Genomic DNA, 17,394 nt, shown 5'->3' with positions numbered 1-17,394 from the left:
CACGGCCGCGCAAGGCCGTGCCGGTCCGGATTGTCAGTGGGGCGTGGCAGGATCGGGGGCGTGGCTGAGACGGCATCGAAGAAGACGGCAGACAACCGACCGCGCCTGCTCCTCATGGACGGGCACTCCCTGGCGTACCGGGCGTTCTTCGCCCTGCCCGCGGAGAATTTCACGACGGCGGTGGGGCAGCCGACGAACGCCGTGTACGGCTTCATGTCGATGCTGGCGAACACCCTGCGTGATGAGGCGCCCACGCACTTCGCGGTCGCGTTCGACGTGTCCCGCAAGACGTGGCGGGCGCAGGAGTTCCCGGAGTACAAGGCGAACCGCTCCAAGACCCCCGACGAGTTCAAGGGGCAGGTCGAGCTGATCGGCGAGCTGCTGGACGCGATGCACGCGGACCGGTTCGCGGTGGACGGGTTCGAGGCCGACGATGTCATCGCGACGCTGGCGACCCAGGCCGAGGCGGCCGGGTTCGAGGTGCTGATCGTCACCGGCGACCGGGACTCCTTCCAGCTGATCACGGACAACGTGACCGTGCTGTACCCCACCAAGGGGGTCTCCGAGCTGACCCGGTTCACCCCGGAGAAGGTCGTCGAGAAGTACGGGCTCACCCCGCAGCAGTATCCGGACTTCGCCGCCCTGCGCGGCGACCCGTCGGACAACCTCCCGGGCATTCCGGGCGTCGGTGAGAAGACGGCCGCGAAGTGGATCAACCAGTTCGGTTCGTTCGCCGAGCTGGTCGAGCGGGCCGAGGAGGTCAAGGGCAAGGCCGGGCAGAATTTCCGCGACCACCTGGACGCGGTGAAGATGAACCGCGTGCTGACCGAGATGGTCCGGGACGTGGAGCTGCCGAAGACCCCGGCCGAGCTGGAGCGCGCCCCGTACGACCGCACGGCGGTCACTGGTGTCCTGGACATACTGGAGATCCGCAACCCGAGCCTGCGCGAGCGTCTCCTCGCCGTCGACCCGGGGGCGGCCGAGGCCGAGCCGCCCGCGCCCGCCGCCGGGATCGAGCTGGACGGGGCCGTGCTCGGCTCCGGCGAGGTCGCCCCCTGGCTGGAGGCGCACGGCGCGCAGTCGCTCGGCGTCATGACCGTCGACACCTGGTCGCTCGGGTCCGGCACGGTCACCGAGGTCGCGCTCGCCGCCGCCGACGGGGCCGCCGCCTGGCTGGACCCGACCCAGCTGGAGGAGGCCGACGAGCAGGCGTTCGCCGCCTGGGTGTCGGACCCGGCACGCCCGAAGGTCCTGCACAACGCGAAGAACGTGATGCGGGTCTTCCCCGAGCACGGCTGGCAGCTCGAAGGCGTCACCATGGACACCGCGCTCGCCGCGTATCTGGTGAAGCCGGGCCGCCGGTCCTTCGCCCTGGACGCGCTGGCCGTGGAGTATCTGGGCCGCGAGCTGGCCCCGGCCGCCGCCTCCGACGGGCAGCTGGCCTTCGGCGCGGACGACCGGGCCGAGCAGGACGCCCTGATGGCGCAGGCCCGCGCCGTCCTCGACCTGGGCGACGCGTTCACCACCCGCCTCAAGGAGGTGGGCGCGGCGGAGCTGCTGCACGACATGGAGCTGCCGACCTCCATCCTCCTGGCCCGCCTGGAGCGCCACGGGATCGCCGCGGACCGGGCCCATCTCGAAGGCATGGAGCAGCAGTTCGCCGGGACCGTGCAGCAGGCGGTGAAGGAGGCGCACGCGGCGGTGGGCCGCGAGTTCAACCTCGGATCGCCCAAGCAGCTCCAGGAGATCCTCTTCAACGAGCTGGGCCTGCCGAAGACGAAGAAGACCAAGACGGGATACACGACGGACGCGGACGCGCTGGCCTGGCTGGCCGCGCAGACCGAGCACGAGCTGCCGGTCCTCATGCTGCGCCACCGCGAGCAGGCCAAGCTGCGGGTCACCGTCGAGGGCCTGATCAAGACGATCGCCGCCGACGGCCGGATCCACACCACGTTCAACCAGACGGTCGCGGCGACCGGCCGGCTCTCCTCCACCGACCCGAACCTGCAGAACATCCCCGTCCGCACCGACGAGGGCCGCGCGATCCGCCGCGGGTTCGTCGTCGGTGAGGGCTTCGAGACGCTGATGACGGCCGACTACAGCCAGATCGAACTGCGGGTCATGGCGCACCTCTCCGAGGACGCCGGTCTCATCGAGGCGTTCACCTCCGGCGAGGACCTGCACACCACGGTCGCCTCGCAGGTCTTCAACGTCGAGAAGGACGCGGTCGACGCGGAGATGCGCCGCAAGATCAAGGCCATGTCCTACGGCCTCGCCTACGGTCTCTCCGCCTTCGGCCTCTCCCAGCAGCTGAACATCGACCCCGCCGAGGCGCGGGTGCTGATGGACACCTACTTCGAACGGTTCGGCGGCGTACGGGACTATCTCCACCGGGTCGTCGAGGAGGCCAGGGCCACCGGCTACACGGAGACGATCCTCGGCCGCCGCCGCTATCTCCCCGACCTCAACAGCGACAACCGCCAGCGCCGCGAGGCCGCCGAGCGGATGGCGCTCAACGCCCCGATCCAGGGCACCGCGGCGGACATCGTGAAGGTCGCGATGCTGCGGGTGGACAAGGCGCTGCGGGAGGCGGAGCTGACCTCGCGGATGCTGCTCCAGGTCCACGACGAAATCGTCCTGGAGATCGCGAAGGGCGAGCGGAAGCAGGTCGAGGAGATCCTGCGCCACGAGATGGCGAACGCCGTCGAGCTGCGCGCCCCGCTCGACGTCTCGGTCGGCGTCGGCAAGGACTGGGAGTCCGTCGCTCAGTGCGGCTTTCTCCGACGCTACCTACGGCCCGCCGGTGCCTCCGTCCGCGGTCCCTCCGGTACGGAGACGGGGACCCGGGTCCGCCGGCGCAGCAGCATCCACACCCCGTACAGCAGCAGTCCGGCCGCCAGCCCCGCGCCCGCGCCGAAGCAGGCCGTCGGGATGATGTCGAGCGGGCTCTCCACCCGGCCGAAGTGGGCGTACCAGCGGGCGCACCGGTGGACGACACCGGCCAGCACGCACAGCGCCAGCAGACCGAGCGCCCCCCACCGCTCCCGGTGGCCGAGCACCGGCACCTCCACGGGCGCGGGGACGGCGGGGGCCCGGCGCAGCCCGGTGGCGACGAACCAGCCGATGACCACGAGGGCCAGCGCCGAACTCCCGTACTGCACGAACTGGAACACCGGGAAGCCGCCGACACTCCGGTTCAGGAACGGCAGCAGCTCCGTGCCCCACCGGCTGTGGTGCGTGAACGCGTCCCACACCACATGCGTGGCCGCGCCCAGCGCACCCGAGACGGCGAACCACAGCCAGGCGGACGGACCGAAGGAGGCCCGCGTCCACCGCTGCCCCCGGACGAACGCGTGGACCCGGCCCCGTACCCGTACCGGCAACAGCGCCTCCAGCGGCTCCCGCAGCAGCGCCCACACCGCGACCAGCACCGCCGCGATGGCCACGTTCACCGTGAGGACCCCGGCGAGGGTGTGCGTGAACGAACCGAACTCCATCGCCCCGGGGACCACCGTGTCCGCGAAGTAGGTGATGTCGGGCGCGAACGAACCGGCGACGAGGGCCGAGGGGAACAGCGGCCACCGGGCCGTCCCGTTCCGGCGGATCGCCGGGAGCACGGCGGCGGCATGACTGAGCGTGAACGGCATGGCGGCAAGTATGCGGGACCGCCGGGGCAGCCTTTCGTGGCCCACCGGACAACGTGCGCCCGCGAACGTGAAAAAACAGTAAGAAGCGGTCAGCCCTCGGTGCCCGGGCGACACAAGGTGCCGTAGGGTCGCTGGAGTCGTTGCGCTGGGGAGCGCGAGCAGCCTTCGAGGGGGAGGGACCGGAACGTATGGCAGCGCACATTCGCCGACGTCTGCGCAAGGGAGCCACGACCACCGCCGTGGCGGCGGCCGCAGTGGCGGCGCTGGCGGCCTCGCAGGCGCCCGCGGCGACCCTGGCCGACGGATCCGCGGGCAGCGGTGACCCGAAGGCGGCGGGCGAGGACACCGCGAGCGGCGAGACCGACGGCGCCGCCACCGGCAACTCGCCCTACTACACGGACCTTCCGCCCCTGGTCACGCCCGACAAGCCCGGTTCGTCCAGCAATCTTCCGGCGGCGGGCCGTGCCGAAGCGGGCATTCCGGCGTCGATCCTTGCCGCGTACAAGCAGGCCGAGCGGACCGTCGCGACCACCGACCCCTCCTGCCGGCTGCCCTGGCAACTCCTCGCGGCCATCGGCAAGGTCGAGTCCGGCCAGGCCCGCGGCGGCCGCGTCGACGCGAACGGCACTGCCAGCCCCCGCATCCTCGGCCCGGCCCTCAACGGCCAGGGCTTCGCGCTCATCAAGGACACCGACGGCGGGGCGTACGACGGCGACGCGGTCCACGACCGCGCGGTCGGCCCGATGCAGTTCATCCCCTCGACCTGGGCCTCCTGGGGCCAGGACGCGAACGGCGACGGCCGCAAGGACCCCAACAACATCTACGACGCGGCTCTCGCCGCCGGCCGTTACCTCTGCGCCAACGACCGCGATCTGGCCCTCGCCGCCGACCTCGACCAGGCCGTGCTGAGCTACAACCGGTCGACGGAGTACCTGCGCACGGTCCGCTCCTGGTTCTCCTACTACCAGCGCGGCACGCACGAGATCCCCGACGGCACCGGCACGCTCCCCAGCACCCCGAGCACCCCCACCCCGAGCCCGCGTCCGGGCACCGGTTCGGGCCCGAGCGCCACTCCGAGCCCGAGCCCTTCCCCGTCCAAGCCCGGCGGCAAGCCGAGCCCGGGCCCCTCGAAGCCCGGTGGCGGAGGCTCCACCAGCCCGACGCCGAAGCCGCCCACCCCCAAGCCGACACCGCCGTCCGAAACCTTCGGCTCCCTGGAGAACGCGGGCACCGGCCCGCTGCGCGCCACCGCGGGCCAGGAGTTCGACGAGCGGGTCTCGGTGCTGGCACGCAACGCGGTCGGCGCCCCGCTCGCCAAGGTGCCCGTCACCTTCACCGTCACCGGCGGCACCGGCACGCTCTTCGCCGGCGGCAAGAAGAGCGTGACGGTACGGACCGGGGCCGACGGCACCGCCACCGCACCGAAGCTCCAGGCCGGGGAGAAGACCGGGGAGTTCACCGTGACCGCCGTCGCGGGCACCGGCCGCCCGCGCACCCTGACGTACGCGGCGACCGTCACCGCCCGCCAGGCCGACGCGATCGCCCGGACCGACGAGAAGGCGCTCGTCGCCGCCCCCGGCGAGAAGTTCGCGGACGCCGTCACCGTCAAGGCCACCTACAAGGACACGGCCGCGGCCGGAGTGGCCGTCACCGCCACCATGGTCAAGGACCCCCTGGGCGTCATCGACAACGACAAGGGCCCGTACTTCAAGGACGCGGACGGCAAGCCGGTCCGCACCCTCACCACGCTGACGACGGACGCCGACGGGCAGCTGCGGCTCCCGGAGATCTTCGCCGACGACAACGAGGGCACCTACCTGCTGCGCCTGACCACCGAGGGCGGCGCCTCGACCGTCATCAAGCTGACCGTCGAGGCCCCGGAGGAGACGGCCCCGGAGGAGCCGGCGCCGGACGCGACGGAGACCCCCGCGGCCACCAAGCCCTGACCCCGGCTCTCCCTGCAGCGAATCTCACAGCCCCTCGGCCCCCCGGCCGAGGGGCTGTCCGCTCTGTTCTCATCTCGCGCCCCGGTTGCTACGGTGCCCCAGCCCTGACGGCCCATCAGGCCGCCGTCGCCGGACCACCGCCCCGGGAGGCCGAGCATGCGTGCCCTCGTCGCCGCCGCCATCGGACTGGCCGCCGCCCTCGCGCTCGTGTTCACCGTCTCCGCCATCGGCTCCCCGGCCGGGGAGACCTCGCCGAAACCCCTGCTGACCACCGTCCCGGGACCGAAGAGATAGCCGCCGCAGAGGGAAGAGGTCACCACCATGCGCCGCCGAGCCGGTCTCGTACTCCTGGCCTTCGCCGTGTTCTTCGCCGCCCTGTCACCCCTGCTGCGCTGGTACGCCTTCCCGCGCCTGGCCAAGATCCCGCCGAGCCAGTACCAGGAAGTCGTCCTGGAGGCGAAGCCCGCCGTCCTCCTCGACTACTCCACCCTCAAGGCGAAGAAGGTCGACAAGGTCACCATCGTCCAGACCCTCAAGGGCAACGTGGAGGAGTCCGAGAAGATCGAACGCAGCGCCGGACGCGACGTCGTCGTCTGGGACGCGCTCTCCTACGTCCAGGGCCCCGACGGAAAGATGGTCTCCGCCATCCCCGAGCGCTACATCTTCGACGCCCACACCCAGGCCCCCGTCAACGCCACCGGCGAGATGGTCGACGGTGACCCGGTCCGCCGCGAGGGCATCGAGTTCAAGTGGCCCTTCCTCACCGAGAAACGGGACTACGAGTACTTCGACGCCCAGACCCGCACCACCGCCCCCATCCACTACCGGGGCACGCGCAACTTCCGCGGCCTGGAGGTCTACTACTTCGAGCAGACCATCCCGTGGACCAAGGTCCCCATGCCGAAGAAGATGCCCATCGAGGGCATCACCGCCGAGCAGATCGCGCAGACCGGCATGACCCGCTGGTACACCACCAAGCGCATGTTCTGGGTCGACCCGGTCACCGGCGCCCCCGTCAACGGCGAGGAGATCCACCGCGAAGAGCTGCGCGACGCCAAGAAGATGGGCATGTCCGAGGACACCGTCACCGCGTTCTCCGGCCATGTGAAGATGCGCGAGGACTACATCGTCGACACCGTCGACCTGGTGAAGTCCCAGCGCGTCCTGGTCCTCCTCCTCACCTCGTACCTGCCCTGGGGCTTCCTGGGCCTCGGCATCGGACTGGCCGCGCTGGCCCTGTGGCTGGAGGCGCGCTCGCGGCGGCCCGAGACCCCTACGAACGCTTGAGCCTCGCCGACGTGTACCGCGTCGCCGGTACGGTCGCGGGGTCCTCCGGCCACGGATGCTTCGGGTAGCGGCCGCGCAGCTCCGCCCGCACCGCCTTGTAGCCCTCCCGCCAGAACGACGCCAGGTCCGCGGTGACGGCCGCCGGGCGTCCGGCGGGGGAGAGCAGGTGCACCAGGACCGGCACCCCGGCCACCCGGGGCGTCTCGGCCAGCCCGAACAACTCCTGGAGTTTCACGGCCAGTACGGGCTGGTCCCCGCCGTACTCGACCCGGATCCGGGACCCGCTCGGCACCTCGATCCGCTCCGGCGCCAGCTCGTCCAGCCGGGCCGCCTCGCCGGTCGCCCAGGGCAGCAGCCGCCGCAGCGCCTGGCCCGCGTCGATCCGGGCCAGATCGGAGCGCCGCCGGGCCCGCGACAGCTCGGGCTCCAGCCACGCGTCCGGAACCGCCAGCAGCGCCCCGTCCGACACGTCCGGCCACGGCGCCCCCAGCACCCCGTGCAGGAACGCCAGGCGCGACCGCAGCTGCTCCGTGTCCCGGTTCCAGCGCAGCAGCCCGAGCCCCTCGCGCCGCAGCCCGTCCACCAGGGCCCCGCGCACCAGCTCCGGATCGGGCTGCTTCAGCGGCCGTACCGCCAGCTCCACCGCCCCCAGCCGGTCCACGGACCGGGCGGCCACCTCGCCGTCCACCCAGCGGACCTCCTCGCCCCGCACCCGCAGATGCCCGGCGGCCGCCAGCGCGGTGTCCTCGTCGAGCACCGCCGCCAGCCGCACCCGCGCGGACGCCGCGTGGGAGGGCCGGTCCGCGACCGCCACCGCCAGCCAGGGCGAGCGGCGCAGCGGCGACCCGTCCCGCAGCTCCGCGCCCGTGCCCGACGCCATCAGGAACGCCCCGTCGCCCCGGGCCCGCGCCACCCGCTCGGGAAACGCCAGAGCGGCGACGAGCCCGACGACGGCGTCATCGGAGCGACCCGCGCCGGTTCCGGAACCGGAGCCGGAGCGGTGGCCGGAGCCGGTCCCGGAACCGGACCCCGTGCCGGTGCTCGTGCCCGGCGCGGCCCCGGCCCCGGTGCCCGGCGCGGCCCCGGAGCTCGCCGATCTCCCGGAGCCGGAGCCCGCGCCGGCCGCCTGGCCCGACAGCCGCCGCACCTCCTGCTTCCAGCGCGCCGCGTACCCGTCCTGGCCCCGGCGGGCGGTCCGCAGCGCTGCCGCGAGATCGTCCCCGTACTCCCTGGGCGGCTCCTCGCTCAGCAGCGCCACCACCTCAGCCGCCCGCCGCGCCCCGACCTCCGCCGCCCCGTCCAGCAGGGCCCGCGCCAGCCGGGGGTGCAGCCCGAGCCGGGACATCCGTACGCAGCGCCCGGTGAGCCCGCCGCCGCCGTCCACCGCGCCGATCGCGCCCAGCACCTCCCGGGCCGCGCCCATCGCCCCGGCCGGCGGCGGGTCCAGCAGGGCGAGCGATGAGGCGTCCGGATCGCCCCAGCACGCCACCTGGAGCGCGAACGCCGCGAGGTCGGCCACCTTGATCTCGGGGGAGGGGAAGCGCGCGAGCCGCCCGTCCTCGGCCTGGTCCCAGCACCGGTACACCGCCCCCGGAGCCTCCCGCCCCGCCCGCCCGGCGCGCTGCCGCCCGGCCGCCTGCGAGGCCCGTACGGTCGTCAGGGCGCTCAGCCCCCGGGCATGGTCGGTCCGGGGTTCGCGCGCGAGGCCCGAGTCGACGACGATCCGCACGCCCGGGACCGTCAGCGACGACTCCGCCACCGAGGTCGCCAGCACCACCCGTCGTACGCCGGACGACCCGGCCAGCACCGCGTCCTGCACGGTGGCCGGAGCCCGCCCGTGCACCTGGAGCACCTCCGCGTCCACCCCGGCGAGCTGCCCGGCCACGCGGCCGATCTCCCCCACGCCGGGCAGGAAGCAGAGCACGTCCCCCTCCCGCTCCGCCAGCGCCCGCCGCACGGTCGCCGCCACATGCGTCAGCAGCGCCGGATCGACCCTCATCCCGTGCGGCGGCTTCACCGGCCGCGCGGGCGGCGCCCAGAGAACCTCCACCGGGTACGAGACGCCCTCGGCCTCGACGACCGGGGCATCGCCCAGCAGCCGCGCCCAGCCCTCCGCGTCCGTCGTCGCGGACGCCGCCACCAGCCGCAGATCGGGCCGGATCGCCTCCCGTACGTCCAGGAGGAAGGCCGCGACCGTGTCCGCGTCCAGGTGCCGCTCATGGCACTCGTCGATGATCACGACGTCGATCCCGGGCAGCTCCTGGTCGCGCTGGAGCCGCTGGAGCAGCACCCCGGTGGTCACGACCTCCACCACCGTCTCCCGCCCCACCACGCGCTCGCCGCGCACCGTGAAGCCGACCCGTTCGCCCGGCCGCTCGCCCAGCAGCCAGGCCATCCGCCGCGCCGCCGCCCGCGCGGCGATCCGGCGCGGCTCGGCGACCAGGACCCGGCGCACCGGCCCGTCCCCGGTCAGCCCGGCCAGCACCAGCGGAACGAGCGTCGTCTTGCCGGTGCCGGGCGGGGCGCACAGGACGGCGACGCCCCGGTCGTCGAGTGCGCGCTCCAGGGCGGGCACGGCGGTGCGGACGGGCAGGCGGTCCAGGGCTTCGGTACGGATCACGCCCCCAGTGTCGTACGGGGCGGACGCGGTCCGGACGGTCAGTCCCGCTCGCACACGAAGATCGCCGTGCCCGGGATCAGGTTGCCCCGGAGGGGGGACCAGCCGCCCCACTCCTGGTTGTTCCAGGCGGGCCATTCCGGTTCGACCAGGTCGACCAGCCGGAAACCGCCCGCGACCACGTCCCGGACCCGGTCGCCGAGCGTGCGGTGGTGTTCCACATAGACGGCGTTGCCGGCCTCGTCCTGCTCGACGTAGGGGACACGGTCGAAGTAGGAGGCCGCGACGGACAGCCCCTCGGGCCCGGGCTCGTCCGGGAACGCCCAGCGGATCGGGTGCGTCACGGAGAACACCCACCGCCCGCCGGGCCGCAGCACCCGGTGGACCTCGCGGAAGACCCGCACGGGATCGGCGACGAACGGCACCGCCCCGTACGCGGAGCAGGCCAGGTCGAAGGAGGCGTCCCGGAAGGGCAGCCGGCCCGCGTCCGCCTCCACCAGGGGGAGCCCCTCACCGATGCGCAGGGCGTGCTGGAGCTGGCGGTGGGAGAGGTCCAGCGCCACCGGGCGGGCGCCCTGCGCGGCCAGCCAGCGCGAGCACTGGGCGGCCCCGGCCCCGATCTCCAGGACGTCCAGCCCCTTGAGGGAGGCCGCGGGCCCCAGCAGACCCGCCTCGGCCTCGTCCAGCCCCTCCGGACCCCAGACGAACCGGTCGTCCCCCAGGAAGCCGCCGTGGTCGCTCTGGTACTCGTCGGCGTTGCGGTCCCACCAGCCGCGGCTGGCCCGGCTGCTCTCGGCCTCGTCCGCCGCCCGGCGCGTGGCTTCCGGCTCCGCGTACTCTGCGGGTTCTCCGGGTTCCGAGGAGTAGGTCCCGTGGATCTCTTGGCTCATCGTGCCCGTCGTTGTAGTTTGCCTTCACCCGCCGCGTGCGGTCCGTACCAGGGGCGTACCCCGGGGCTACGGAGGCCTGCCCGCGGCGCCGTGCCGTAGTGTTCTCGGGCCGATGTGGCCTCGGAGAACACGAGTTGTGCCGGGTTTGGGGCGATGTGCCCCGGGTGTGCGCCTTCGCGCATTGACCCTGTCCGGCTGCCCCCGTATGCTACAAGTTGCGCTGCGAGCCTGCGCGCCTCAGACCTAGCAGGCCGCGCTCGCGTCTGTTGCATGTCCCCTCGGTTGTCGAGGCGTCTCTCCGGAAACGGATTGCGCGCTTTCCAGGCTGTCCGGCTTCTGCAGAGGCGATACGGGCTTTCGGCGTAGCAGTACCTACGACTCTCTGTCCGTACCGGAGCCCTTTCCCACATGACGAGCAGCACCGAGACCACCGCCACCACTCCGCAGGTTGCGGTCAACGACATCGGCGACGCGGACGCGTTCCTCGCGGCGATCGACGAGACGATCAAGTACTTCAACGACGGCGACATCGTTGACGGTGTCATCGTCAAGGTTGACCGGGACGAGGTTCTCCTCGACATCGGTTACAAGACCGAAGGTGTCATCCCGAGCCGCGAGCTCTCGATCAAGCACGACGTCGACCCCAACGAGGTCGTCAAGGTCGGCGACGAGATCGAGGCCCTGGTTCTCCAGAAGGAGGACAAGGAAGGCCGCCTGATCCTCTCGAAGAAGCGCGCTCAGTACGAGCGTGCCTGGGGCACCATCGAGAAGATCAAGGAAGAGGACGGCATCGTCACCGGTACCGTCATCGAGGTCGTCAAGGGTGGTCTCATCCTCGACATCGGCCTCCGCGGCTTCCTCCCGGCGTCGCTCGTCGAGATGCGTCGTGTCCGCGACCTCCAGCCCTACGTGGGCAAGGAGCTCGAGGCGAAGATCATCGAGCTGGACAAGAACCGCAACAACGTGGTCCTGTCCCGCCGTGCCTGGCTCGAGCAGACCCAGTCCGAGGTTCGCCAGACGTTCCTCACCACCCTGCAGAAGGGTCAGGTCCGCTCCGGCGTCGTCTCCTCGATCGTCAACTTCGGTGCCTTCGTGGACCTGGGTGGCGTCGACGGTCTCGTGCACGTCTCCGAGCTGTCCTGGAAGCACATCGACCACCCCTCCGAGGTTGTCGAGGTCGGCCAGGAAGTCACCGTCGAGGTCCTCGACGTCGACATGGACCGCGAGCGCGTCTCCCTGTCGCTCAAGGCGACGCAGGAAGACCCGTGGCAGCAGTTCGCCCGTACGCACCAGATCGGTCAGGTCGTCCCGGGTAAGGTCACCAAGCTCGTTCCGTTCGGTGCGTTCGTCCGCGTCGACGAGGGCATCGAGGGTCTGGTCCACATCTCCGAGCTGGCCGAGCGCCACGTGGAGATCCCGGAGCAGGTCGTCCAGGTCAACGACGAGATCTTCGTCAAGGTCATCGACATCGACCTCGAGCGCCGTCGCATCAGCCTCTCGCTGAAGCAGGCCAACGAGTCCTTCGGTGGCGACCCGGCCTCGGTCGAGTTCGACCCGACGCTGTACGGCATGGCCGCGTCGTACGACGACCAGGGCAACTACATCTACCCCGAGGGCTTCGACCCCGAGACCAACGACTGGCTCGAGGGCTTCGAGGCGCAGCGCGAGGTCTGGGAGACCCAGTACGCCGAGGCGCAGCAGCGCTTCGAGCAGCACCAGGCCCAGGTCATCAAGTCCCGCGAGGCCGACGAGGCCGCTGCGGCCGAGGGCGCTGCTGCCCCGGCCGGCGCTGCTCCGGCCGCCTCCGGCGGCAGCGGTGGCGGCGGCGGTTCGTACTCCTCGGAGTCGGCGGACAACTCCGGCGCCCTGGCGTCGGACGAGGCCCTTGCCGCGCTGCGCGAGAAGCTCGCGGGCGGCCAGAGCTGACGCTCTGACCCCGGCGGCTCATCGGCTGCAGTAGCTGTAGAGCGGTAAGTGAGGCCCGTTCCCCTCGGGGGGCGGGCCTCACTCGCATATCCGGACGCTCAGGGGGTGACGGCGATGTTGGTCAGCCCCTTGCCGCCGGTGACGGTGTTGCTCGCGTAGACCGTGGTGCGGCAACTGGAGCTGTTGTTGGTGACGTTGATGGCGAGCTGCCTGTCGCCGGTGGCCCCGGTCAGGTTCGAGGAGTTGTTCCGGAAGACGGTGCCGCAGCCCCAGCCGCTCTGCTGGGTGTGCGTCTCGTAGCCGTTGTTGGTGGTGCGCGACCCCTTGTTGCCCTCGACCAGGACGTTGTTGCCCTTCACGTCGACCCAGGAGTCGTCGTAGTTGGCGCCGGTCAGGCCGTGGCCGTCGAAGGTGTTGCCGATGATCCGCGCGCCGGTCGTGCCCTCCTTGATGTCGACGGACTCGCCGCCGACGTCCGGCCCGATGGTGTTGTTCAGGATCTGCGCGTTGTCGCTCCGGTCGGACAGATCGCCGGCCGAACCGACGTACACGCCCTCGCCCATGCCGCGCCCGTTCTGCCCGGTGTCGTAGATCCGGGAGTTCTTCAGGACGCCGTCCCTGCTGGACTTGCGGAAGTGGACGCCCTCCATGTCGAGGTCGTGCACGGTCACCGAGTCGATCACGACACCGTTCGCCGTGTCGGCCATGATGCCCTTCTGCCCGCCCTTGATCGTGACCCCGTGGACCGTCCAGTACGAGGCGCCGTTGAGGTGCAGCCCGTAGCCGCCGCCCGCTGTCAGGACCGCGCCGCTGGAGCCGGTGAGGGTGATCCGGGCCCCGGAGGTGCCGGGCCGGGTGGCCTTGAAGTTCCCGGTGTACGTGCCGTCGGCGAGCCGGATCGTGTCGCCGGGGGAGACGGTGGTGAGCGCCGACTTGAGCTGGGCCGCGGTGCTCACATCGATGACCGCGGCGTTCGCGGGCCCGGCGCCGGCCAGGGTGAGACCGCCGGCGGCCAGGGCGGCGGCGAGCAGGACGGTGAGGGGGGAGCGGGTGCGCATGGAGGTGCCTTCCCGTCGGAGGAGTTCAGATGTTCCCGTACATGAATATGAGACGTGTCTCTGAACGTGTTGCCCAGTGACGGTAGGGACGGCGGCGGGGCGCGTCAAGGTCTGGACCAGGATCGGCGGGGTGGTGCCGGACGCGCTGAAGTGCCTTCGCCCCCATCGCACCTGACGTGCCGTGACCCGTCCTCGGCGGGGAAAGGTCGGGGCGCGGGGAATGCCGGTGCGGCCGGTCGTGTTCTTGTCTAGGAACATGAGGAGGAGCGGTAACCGTGCCTGATCCGCAGAGTTTGTACGAATGGGAGCCGAAGGGCCTGGCCGTCGTCGACATGGCGTTGGCGCAGGAGTCGGCCGGTCTGGTCATGCTCTACCACTTCGACGGCTACATCGACGCGGGTGAGACCGGCGAGCAGATCGTCGAGGGCCTGCTGGAGACGCTGCCCCACCAGGTCGTCGCACGCTTCGACCACGACCGGCTCGTCGACTACCGCGCACGGCGTCCCCTGCTCACCTTCCGGCGCGACCGCTGGGCGTCCTTCGAGGCGCCCGCGCTGGAGGTCCGGGTCGTCCAGGACGCCACCGGAGCGCCCTTCCTGCTGCTGTCGGGCCCGGAGCCGGACGTGGAGTGGGAGCGGTTCGCCGCCGCCGTCGAGCAGATCGTCGAGCGCCTCGGCGTCCGGCTCGCGGTGAACTTCCACGGCATCCCCATGGGCGTCCCGCACACCCGCCCCGTCGGCATCACCCCGCACGGCAACCGCACCGACCTGATGCCCGGCCACCGCAGCCCCTTCGACGAGGCCCAGGTGCCCGGTTCCGCCGAGGCTCTCGTGGAGTACCGGCTGATGGAGGCCGGCCACGACGTCCTCGGGGTCGCCACCCACGTACCGCACTACGTGGCCCGCTCCGCCTACCCGGACGCGGCGCTCACCGCGCTGGAGGCGATCACCGCCGCGACCGGTCTGGTGCTGCCCGCCCTCGCGCACTCCCTGCGCACCGAGGCCCACCGCACGCAGACCGAGATCGACCGGCAGATCGGCCAGGGGGACGAGGAGCTCGTCTCCCTCGTCGAGGGCCTTGAGCACCAGTACGACGCCGTCGCCGGCTCCGAGACGCGCGGCAACCTCGTCGCCGAGCCGGTCGACCTGCCGTCCGCCGACGAGATCGGCCGAGAGTTCGAGCGGTTCCTCGCCGAGCGGGAGGGCGAGGGCTGACCGCCCGGGACCGGCCCGTAGGCTGCGGCCCATGCTGAAAGTGGGCCTGACCGGCGGCATCGGCGCCGGCAAGAGCGAAGTGTCGCGGCTGCTCGTCTCGTACGGGGCCGTGCTCATCGACTCCGACCTGATCGCCCGCGAGGTCGTCGAGCCCGGAACGCCCGGACTCGCGGCCGTCGTCGAGGAGTTCGGGCCGGACGTCCTGACCGCCGAAGGCGCCCTGGACCGCCCGGCGCTCGGTGCGCTCGTCTTCGCCGACGACGGGCGGCGGGCCGCCCTCAACGCGATCGTCCACCCGCTGGTGGGCGCCCGCGCGGCCGAACTCGAACGGGCGGCCCCCGCGGACGCCGTCGTCGTCCACGACGTCCCCCTCCTCACCGAGAACGGGCTCGCCCCCTTCTACGACCTGGTCGTGGTCGTCGACGCCTCCGCCGAGACCCAGCTCGACCGGCTCGTGACGCTGCGCGGAATGACGGAGTCCGACGCCCGTGCCAGGATGGCCGCCCAGGCCACCCGGGAGGAGCGCCGGGCCGTCGCCGACCTCATCGTGGACAACGACGGGCCCCGGGAGGCGCTGGACGCCCGGGTCCGCGAGGTCTGGGACGAACTGGTCCGCAGGGCTGCCGCCGCTGGCTGAGGGTGGCTGAACGGAACGCTCCGGTCCGGAACAGCGCAGTCGGAGCGGACGTTGACACGCGCGAGGAAGCGACGGTGGACCCGCGCGGGAAGACCGCGAGGAGAGGAAGGGACGCGACCGTGCCCGAGAGGAACCCGGAGACCGACGTCATCGACTTCCGTGCGGCCGAGCACCTGCTCGACGCCCGGGACCCCCGGGGTGCCATCAAGCTCCTCGACTCGGTGATCGCCGCCCACCCGGAGAACACCGCCGCCCGGCTGCTGAGGGCCCGCGCCTTCTTCGCTGCCGCCCAACTGCGCCCCGCCGAGCTGGAATTCGAGCTGGTGCTGGAGCGCGAACCGGACAACGCGTTCGCCCACTTCGCCCTGGCCCGCACCTTCGAACGGTCCGGCAGCCCGGAGCGGGCGACCCGCCACTTCCGCCTGGCGGCGGCGCTGGACCCGAAGCCGGAGTACCTGCGGGCGGCGAAGTTCGACGAGCGGGACTGACGGGGCGCGTCAGGGGCGCCCGGAGGAGGGTCCGGTTCGTCCCTGACCCGGCCGCCCGCCGTCGACGCCGTGGCCCGGCCCGTGCGGACGGCCGTCGCCGTGGCCCGGCCCGTGCGGACGGCCGTCGCCGTGGTCCGGCTCGTACGGCGGGACGTCCCGGCCCGGCTGGTAGTGCGGGCCCTGGCGCATGCGGTACGTGATCACGCAGAGGTCCACCACGGCGAGCAGCAGCACCACCGCGCAGGCCGCCGCCCAGCCCGGCCGCCCGTTCATCGCGAAGGCCACCAGGCCGAAGAGGGCCCAGGCCATCCCCCACAGGCTCAGCCAGAGCCGCATCCGCAGGGGACTGCGGGCGGTCGCGGGTTCACTGCCCGTACGCATGGCGATCACCTCACTTTCCAGCATGGACCCACCCGGCGGCGGAACGGAAAGCGGTGGCCGGAACAGCGGCGGGGCGGGGAACCGCGCCCGGAGACGGCTCGTTCCCCCTCCATGGGCGAATCACTGGTACGTGAGGGGTACGCGGGGACGGGTCCCGGAGCCATCACGCCGGACGGCTGCGCGGTGGAGCTGTACCGCCGGCTGGCCGTCGGCGACGAGCCGGACGTGATCGCGGGCGTGGCCCCCGCAGGTGCGAGCATTCTCGAACTGGGCTGCGGGGCGGGCCGGGTGACCCATCCGCTGGTGCGGCGCGGGTTCGACGTCACGGCGGTGGACGAGTCGCCGGAGATGCTGGCGGAGATCTCCGGGGCGCGCACGGTGCGCAGTCCCATCGAGTCGCTGGACCTGGGCGACGAGCGGTTCGACGTGGTGCTGCTCGGCTCGTTCCTGGTCCACGCGGGCGAGCACCGGGTGCGCGACGGGATGCTGCGGGTCTGCCGCGCCCATGTGCGGGACGACGGGATCGTCCTCGTCCAGCGCGAGGGCGTGGCGCACCGCTCGGAGCTTCCGTGGGAGCGGACCGACCCGTCCGGATGCCTGGTCCGGATCGTCTCCGCGGATCCGGTGGGCGACGGCGTGCGCTCGGTGCGCGCGGAGTATCACTTCGACGACGCGCGGTGGACACAGACCTTCCTGTCACGGGAGCTGTCCGAGGCGGACCTGGCCGGACATCTCGTGGCGGCCGGGCTCACGGTGGACCGCACCCTCACCGACGACGGCACCTGGCTGCTGGCCCGACCGGCGCTCTGACCGGCTCTTTGTCAGCGGGTCAGTGCGTGCATGGTCCGCGGGTCAGTGCACGAAGCTGTAGCTGCGCCACGGGCCGCTGCCCGGCGCCGTCACATCGCTGAACCGGGTCGGCACGTAGGTCGTCCCCCGGCCCGTGCAGTCCCGGGTGCGGTAGAGGATCACGTCGACCAGCGTCCCGTTCTCCACCTCGTGGGCCCCCGCCGGGGCGATCCGGTGGCAGCCGCGTACCGACGGGCTGTTCACCTGGATCACCGCTTCGCGCTCCGTCGTGTAGGTCACCGGGCCCACGGCGGTGCGGCCCAGCCCGGAACAGCCCGTGGCGGCGAGGGCGAGGAGCGAGACTCCGGCGGCGACGGTGAGACGGCGTCGGCGGCGGGGAACGGTGGCGGTCACGGACATGGGCGGGTCCTCGTCTGCTCGTCCGGTGCTCGTCCGGTGAAGTCGGTACGTCGGGAAGACGTGCTGGCGCTGGCCACCCTGCCCGGCCCGGCCG

At 72.3% G+C, this 17,394-nt stretch carries 14 protein-coding genes and 1 pseudogene; 9 read left to right on the top strand and 6 right to left on the bottom strand.

The window, feature by feature from the left end:
• Positions 1–60 precede the first annotated feature (60 nt).
• Positions 61–2,766, top strand: a pseudogene (polA, locus tag WQO_RS07680) (DNA polymerase I); the annotation flags it as partial.
• Between the two features lie 20 nt (positions 2,767–2,786).
• Here polA and WQO_RS34830 read toward each other — a convergent pair.
• Positions 2,787–3,647 carry a DUF4184 family protein gene (locus WQO_RS34830; RefSeq protein ID WP_029182358.1) on the bottom strand — a complete coding sequence of 287 codons (861 nt, stop codon included), beginning with the start codon at positions 3,645–3,647 and terminating at the stop codon, positions 2,787–2,789.
• Positions 3,648–3,835: 188 nt separating this feature from the next.
• Here WQO_RS34830 and WQO_RS07675 point away from each other — a divergent pair, with 188 nt between their 5' ends.
• The 3 genes from WQO_RS07675 (at position 3,836) to pgfA (ending at position 6,880) form a co-directional block, all read left to right on the top strand.
• A complete protein-coding gene (locus WQO_RS07675; protein WP_058953908.1) occupies positions 3,836–5,593 on the top strand; it encodes a lytic transglycosylase domain-containing protein in 1,758 nt (585 codons plus the stop codon).
• A gap of 156 nt (positions 5,594–5,749) precedes the next feature.
• Positions 5,750–5,887, top strand: coding sequence for an SPW_0924 family protein (locus WQO_RS35630; protein ID WP_010061209.1), 138 nt, complete (start codon positions 5,750–5,752; stop codon positions 5,885–5,887).
• A 27-nt stretch (positions 5,888–5,914) separates the two neighbouring features.
• Complete coding sequence (gene pgfA / locus WQO_RS07670) at positions 5,915–6,880, top strand: cell envelope lipid trafficking protein PgfA (RefSeq protein ID WP_010061211.1); 966 nt, start codon at positions 5,915–5,917, stop codon at positions 6,878–6,880.
• Here pgfA and WQO_RS07665 read toward each other — a convergent pair.
• Entirely contained in the window at positions 6,867–9,500 is a 2,634-nt protein-coding gene (locus tag WQO_RS07665) for an ATP-dependent RNA helicase (RefSeq protein ID WP_029182341.1), read from the bottom strand. The two genes, pgfA and WQO_RS07665, sit on opposite strands and share 14 nt — an antisense overlap.
• A 38-nt stretch (positions 9,501–9,538) precedes the next feature.
• Positions 9,539–10,387, bottom strand: coding sequence for a class I SAM-dependent methyltransferase (locus WQO_RS07660; protein WP_010061215.1), 849 nt, complete (start codon positions 10,385–10,387; stop codon positions 9,539–9,541).
• Positions 10,388–10,795: 408 nt separating this feature from the next.
• Here WQO_RS07660 and rpsA point away from each other — a divergent pair, with 408 nt between their 5' ends.
• The gene (rpsA, locus tag WQO_RS07655; protein ID WP_003969826.1) at positions 10,796–12,313 is read left to right on the top strand and encodes a 30S ribosomal protein S1; all 1,518 of its coding nucleotides are present in this window, start codon (positions 10,796–10,798) and stop codon (positions 12,311–12,313) included.
• A gap of 98 nt (positions 12,314–12,411) precedes the next feature.
• Here rpsA and WQO_RS07650 read toward each other — a convergent pair whose 3' ends face one another.
• The gene (locus tag WQO_RS07650) at positions 12,412–13,371 is read right to left on the bottom strand and encodes a right-handed parallel beta-helix repeat-containing protein (RefSeq protein WP_010061216.1); all 960 of its coding nucleotides are present in this window, start codon (positions 13,369–13,371) and stop codon (positions 12,412–12,414) included.
• A gap of 275 nt (positions 13,372–13,646) precedes the next feature.
• Here WQO_RS07650 and WQO_RS07645 point away from each other — a divergent pair, with 275 nt between their 5' ends.
• From WQO_RS07645 to WQO_RS07635, 3 genes are all read left to right on the top strand, one after another.
• Complete coding sequence (locus tag WQO_RS07645; RefSeq protein ID WP_010061217.1) at positions 13,647–14,585, top strand: PAC2 family protein; 939 nt, start codon at positions 13,647–13,649, stop codon at positions 14,583–14,585.
• Positions 14,586–14,616: 31 nt separating this feature from the next.
• Positions 14,617–15,222, top strand: a complete 606-nt coding sequence (coaE, locus tag WQO_RS07640; protein ID WP_010061218.1) for a dephospho-CoA kinase — start codon at positions 14,617–14,619, stop codon at positions 15,220–15,222.
• Positions 15,223–15,341: 119 nt separating this feature from the next.
• A complete protein-coding gene (locus WQO_RS07635; protein WP_010061219.1) occupies positions 15,342–15,710 on the top strand; it encodes a tetratricopeptide repeat protein in 369 nt (122 codons plus the stop codon).
• Between the two features lie 9 nt (positions 15,711–15,719).
• Here WQO_RS07635 and WQO_RS07630 read toward each other — a convergent pair whose 3' ends face one another.
• Positions 15,720–16,115 carry a DUF6343 family protein gene (locus WQO_RS07630; RefSeq protein ID WP_058953907.1) on the bottom strand — a complete coding sequence of 132 codons (396 nt, stop codon included), beginning with the start codon at positions 16,113–16,115 and terminating at the stop codon, positions 15,720–15,722.
• An 87-nt stretch (positions 16,116–16,202) separates the two neighbouring features.
• On the opposite strand from WQO_RS07630, the gene WQO_RS07625 reads away from it, so the two are divergent.
• Positions 16,203–16,901: a class I SAM-dependent methyltransferase gene (locus WQO_RS07625; protein ID WP_010061221.1), complete on the top strand. Its 699-nt coding sequence runs from the start codon at positions 16,203–16,205 to the stop codon at positions 16,899–16,901.
• Between the two features lie 42 nt (positions 16,902–16,943).
• On the opposite strand, the gene WQO_RS07620 is transcribed toward WQO_RS07625, so the two are convergent.
• The gene (locus tag WQO_RS07620) at positions 16,944–17,300 is read right to left on the bottom strand and encodes a hypothetical protein (RefSeq protein ID WP_010061223.1); all 357 of its coding nucleotides are present in this window, start codon (positions 17,298–17,300) and stop codon (positions 16,944–16,946) included.
• Between the last annotated feature and the right edge of the window lie 94 nt (positions 17,301–17,394).

Source organism: Streptomyces globisporus C-1027 (assembly GCF_000261345.2).
GTDB lineage: Bacteria > Actinomycetota > Actinomycetes > Streptomycetales > Streptomycetaceae > Streptomyces > Streptomyces pakalii.
The sequence above is the reverse complement of the archived record's forward strand: the minus strand, read 5'-3'. Positions and strand labels throughout refer to the sequence as shown.

What these genes read in the sequence shown, in the direction of transcription:
- WQO_RS34830 (WP_029182358.1), bottom strand. Translation starts at nt 3,647, where the DNA reads ATGCCGTTCACGCTCAGTCATGCCGCCGCCGTGCTCCCGGCGATCCGC.
- WQO_RS07675 (WP_058953908.1), top strand. Translation starts at nt 3,836, where the DNA reads ATGGCAGCGCACATTCGCCGACGTCTGCGCAAGGGAGCCACGACCACC.
- WQO_RS35630 (WP_010061209.1), top strand. Translation starts at nt 5,750, where the DNA reads ATGCGTGCCCTCGTCGCCGCCGCCATCGGACTGGCCGCCGCCCTCGCG.
- pgfA (WP_010061211.1), top strand. Translation starts at nt 5,915, where the DNA reads ATGCGCCGCCGAGCCGGTCTCGTACTCCTGGCCTTCGCCGTGTTCTTC.
- WQO_RS07660 (WP_010061215.1), bottom strand. Translation starts at nt 10,387, where the DNA reads ATGAGCCAAGAGATCCACGGGACCTACTCCTCGGAACCCGGAGAACCC.
- rpsA (WP_003969826.1), top strand. Translation starts at nt 10,796, where the DNA reads ATGACGAGCAGCACCGAGACCACCGCCACCACTCCGCAGGTTGCGGTC.
- WQO_RS07650 (WP_010061216.1), bottom strand. Translation starts at nt 13,371, where the DNA reads ATGCGCACCCGCTCCCCCCTCACCGTCCTGCTCGCCGCCGCCCTGGCC.
- coaE (WP_010061218.1), top strand. Translation starts at nt 14,617, where the DNA reads ATGCTGAAAGTGGGCCTGACCGGCGGCATCGGCGCCGGCAAGAGCGAA.
- WQO_RS07630 (WP_058953907.1), bottom strand. Translation starts at nt 16,115, where the DNA reads ATGCTGGAAAGTGAGGTGATCGCCATGCGTACGGGCAGTGAACCCGCG.
- WQO_RS07625 (WP_010061221.1), top strand. Translation starts at nt 16,203, where the DNA reads ATGGGCGAATCACTGGTACGTGAGGGGTACGCGGGGACGGGTCCCGGA.
- WQO_RS07620 (WP_010061223.1), bottom strand. Translation starts at nt 17,300, where the DNA reads ATGTCCGTGACCGCCACCGTTCCCCGCCGCCGACGCCGTCTCACCGTC.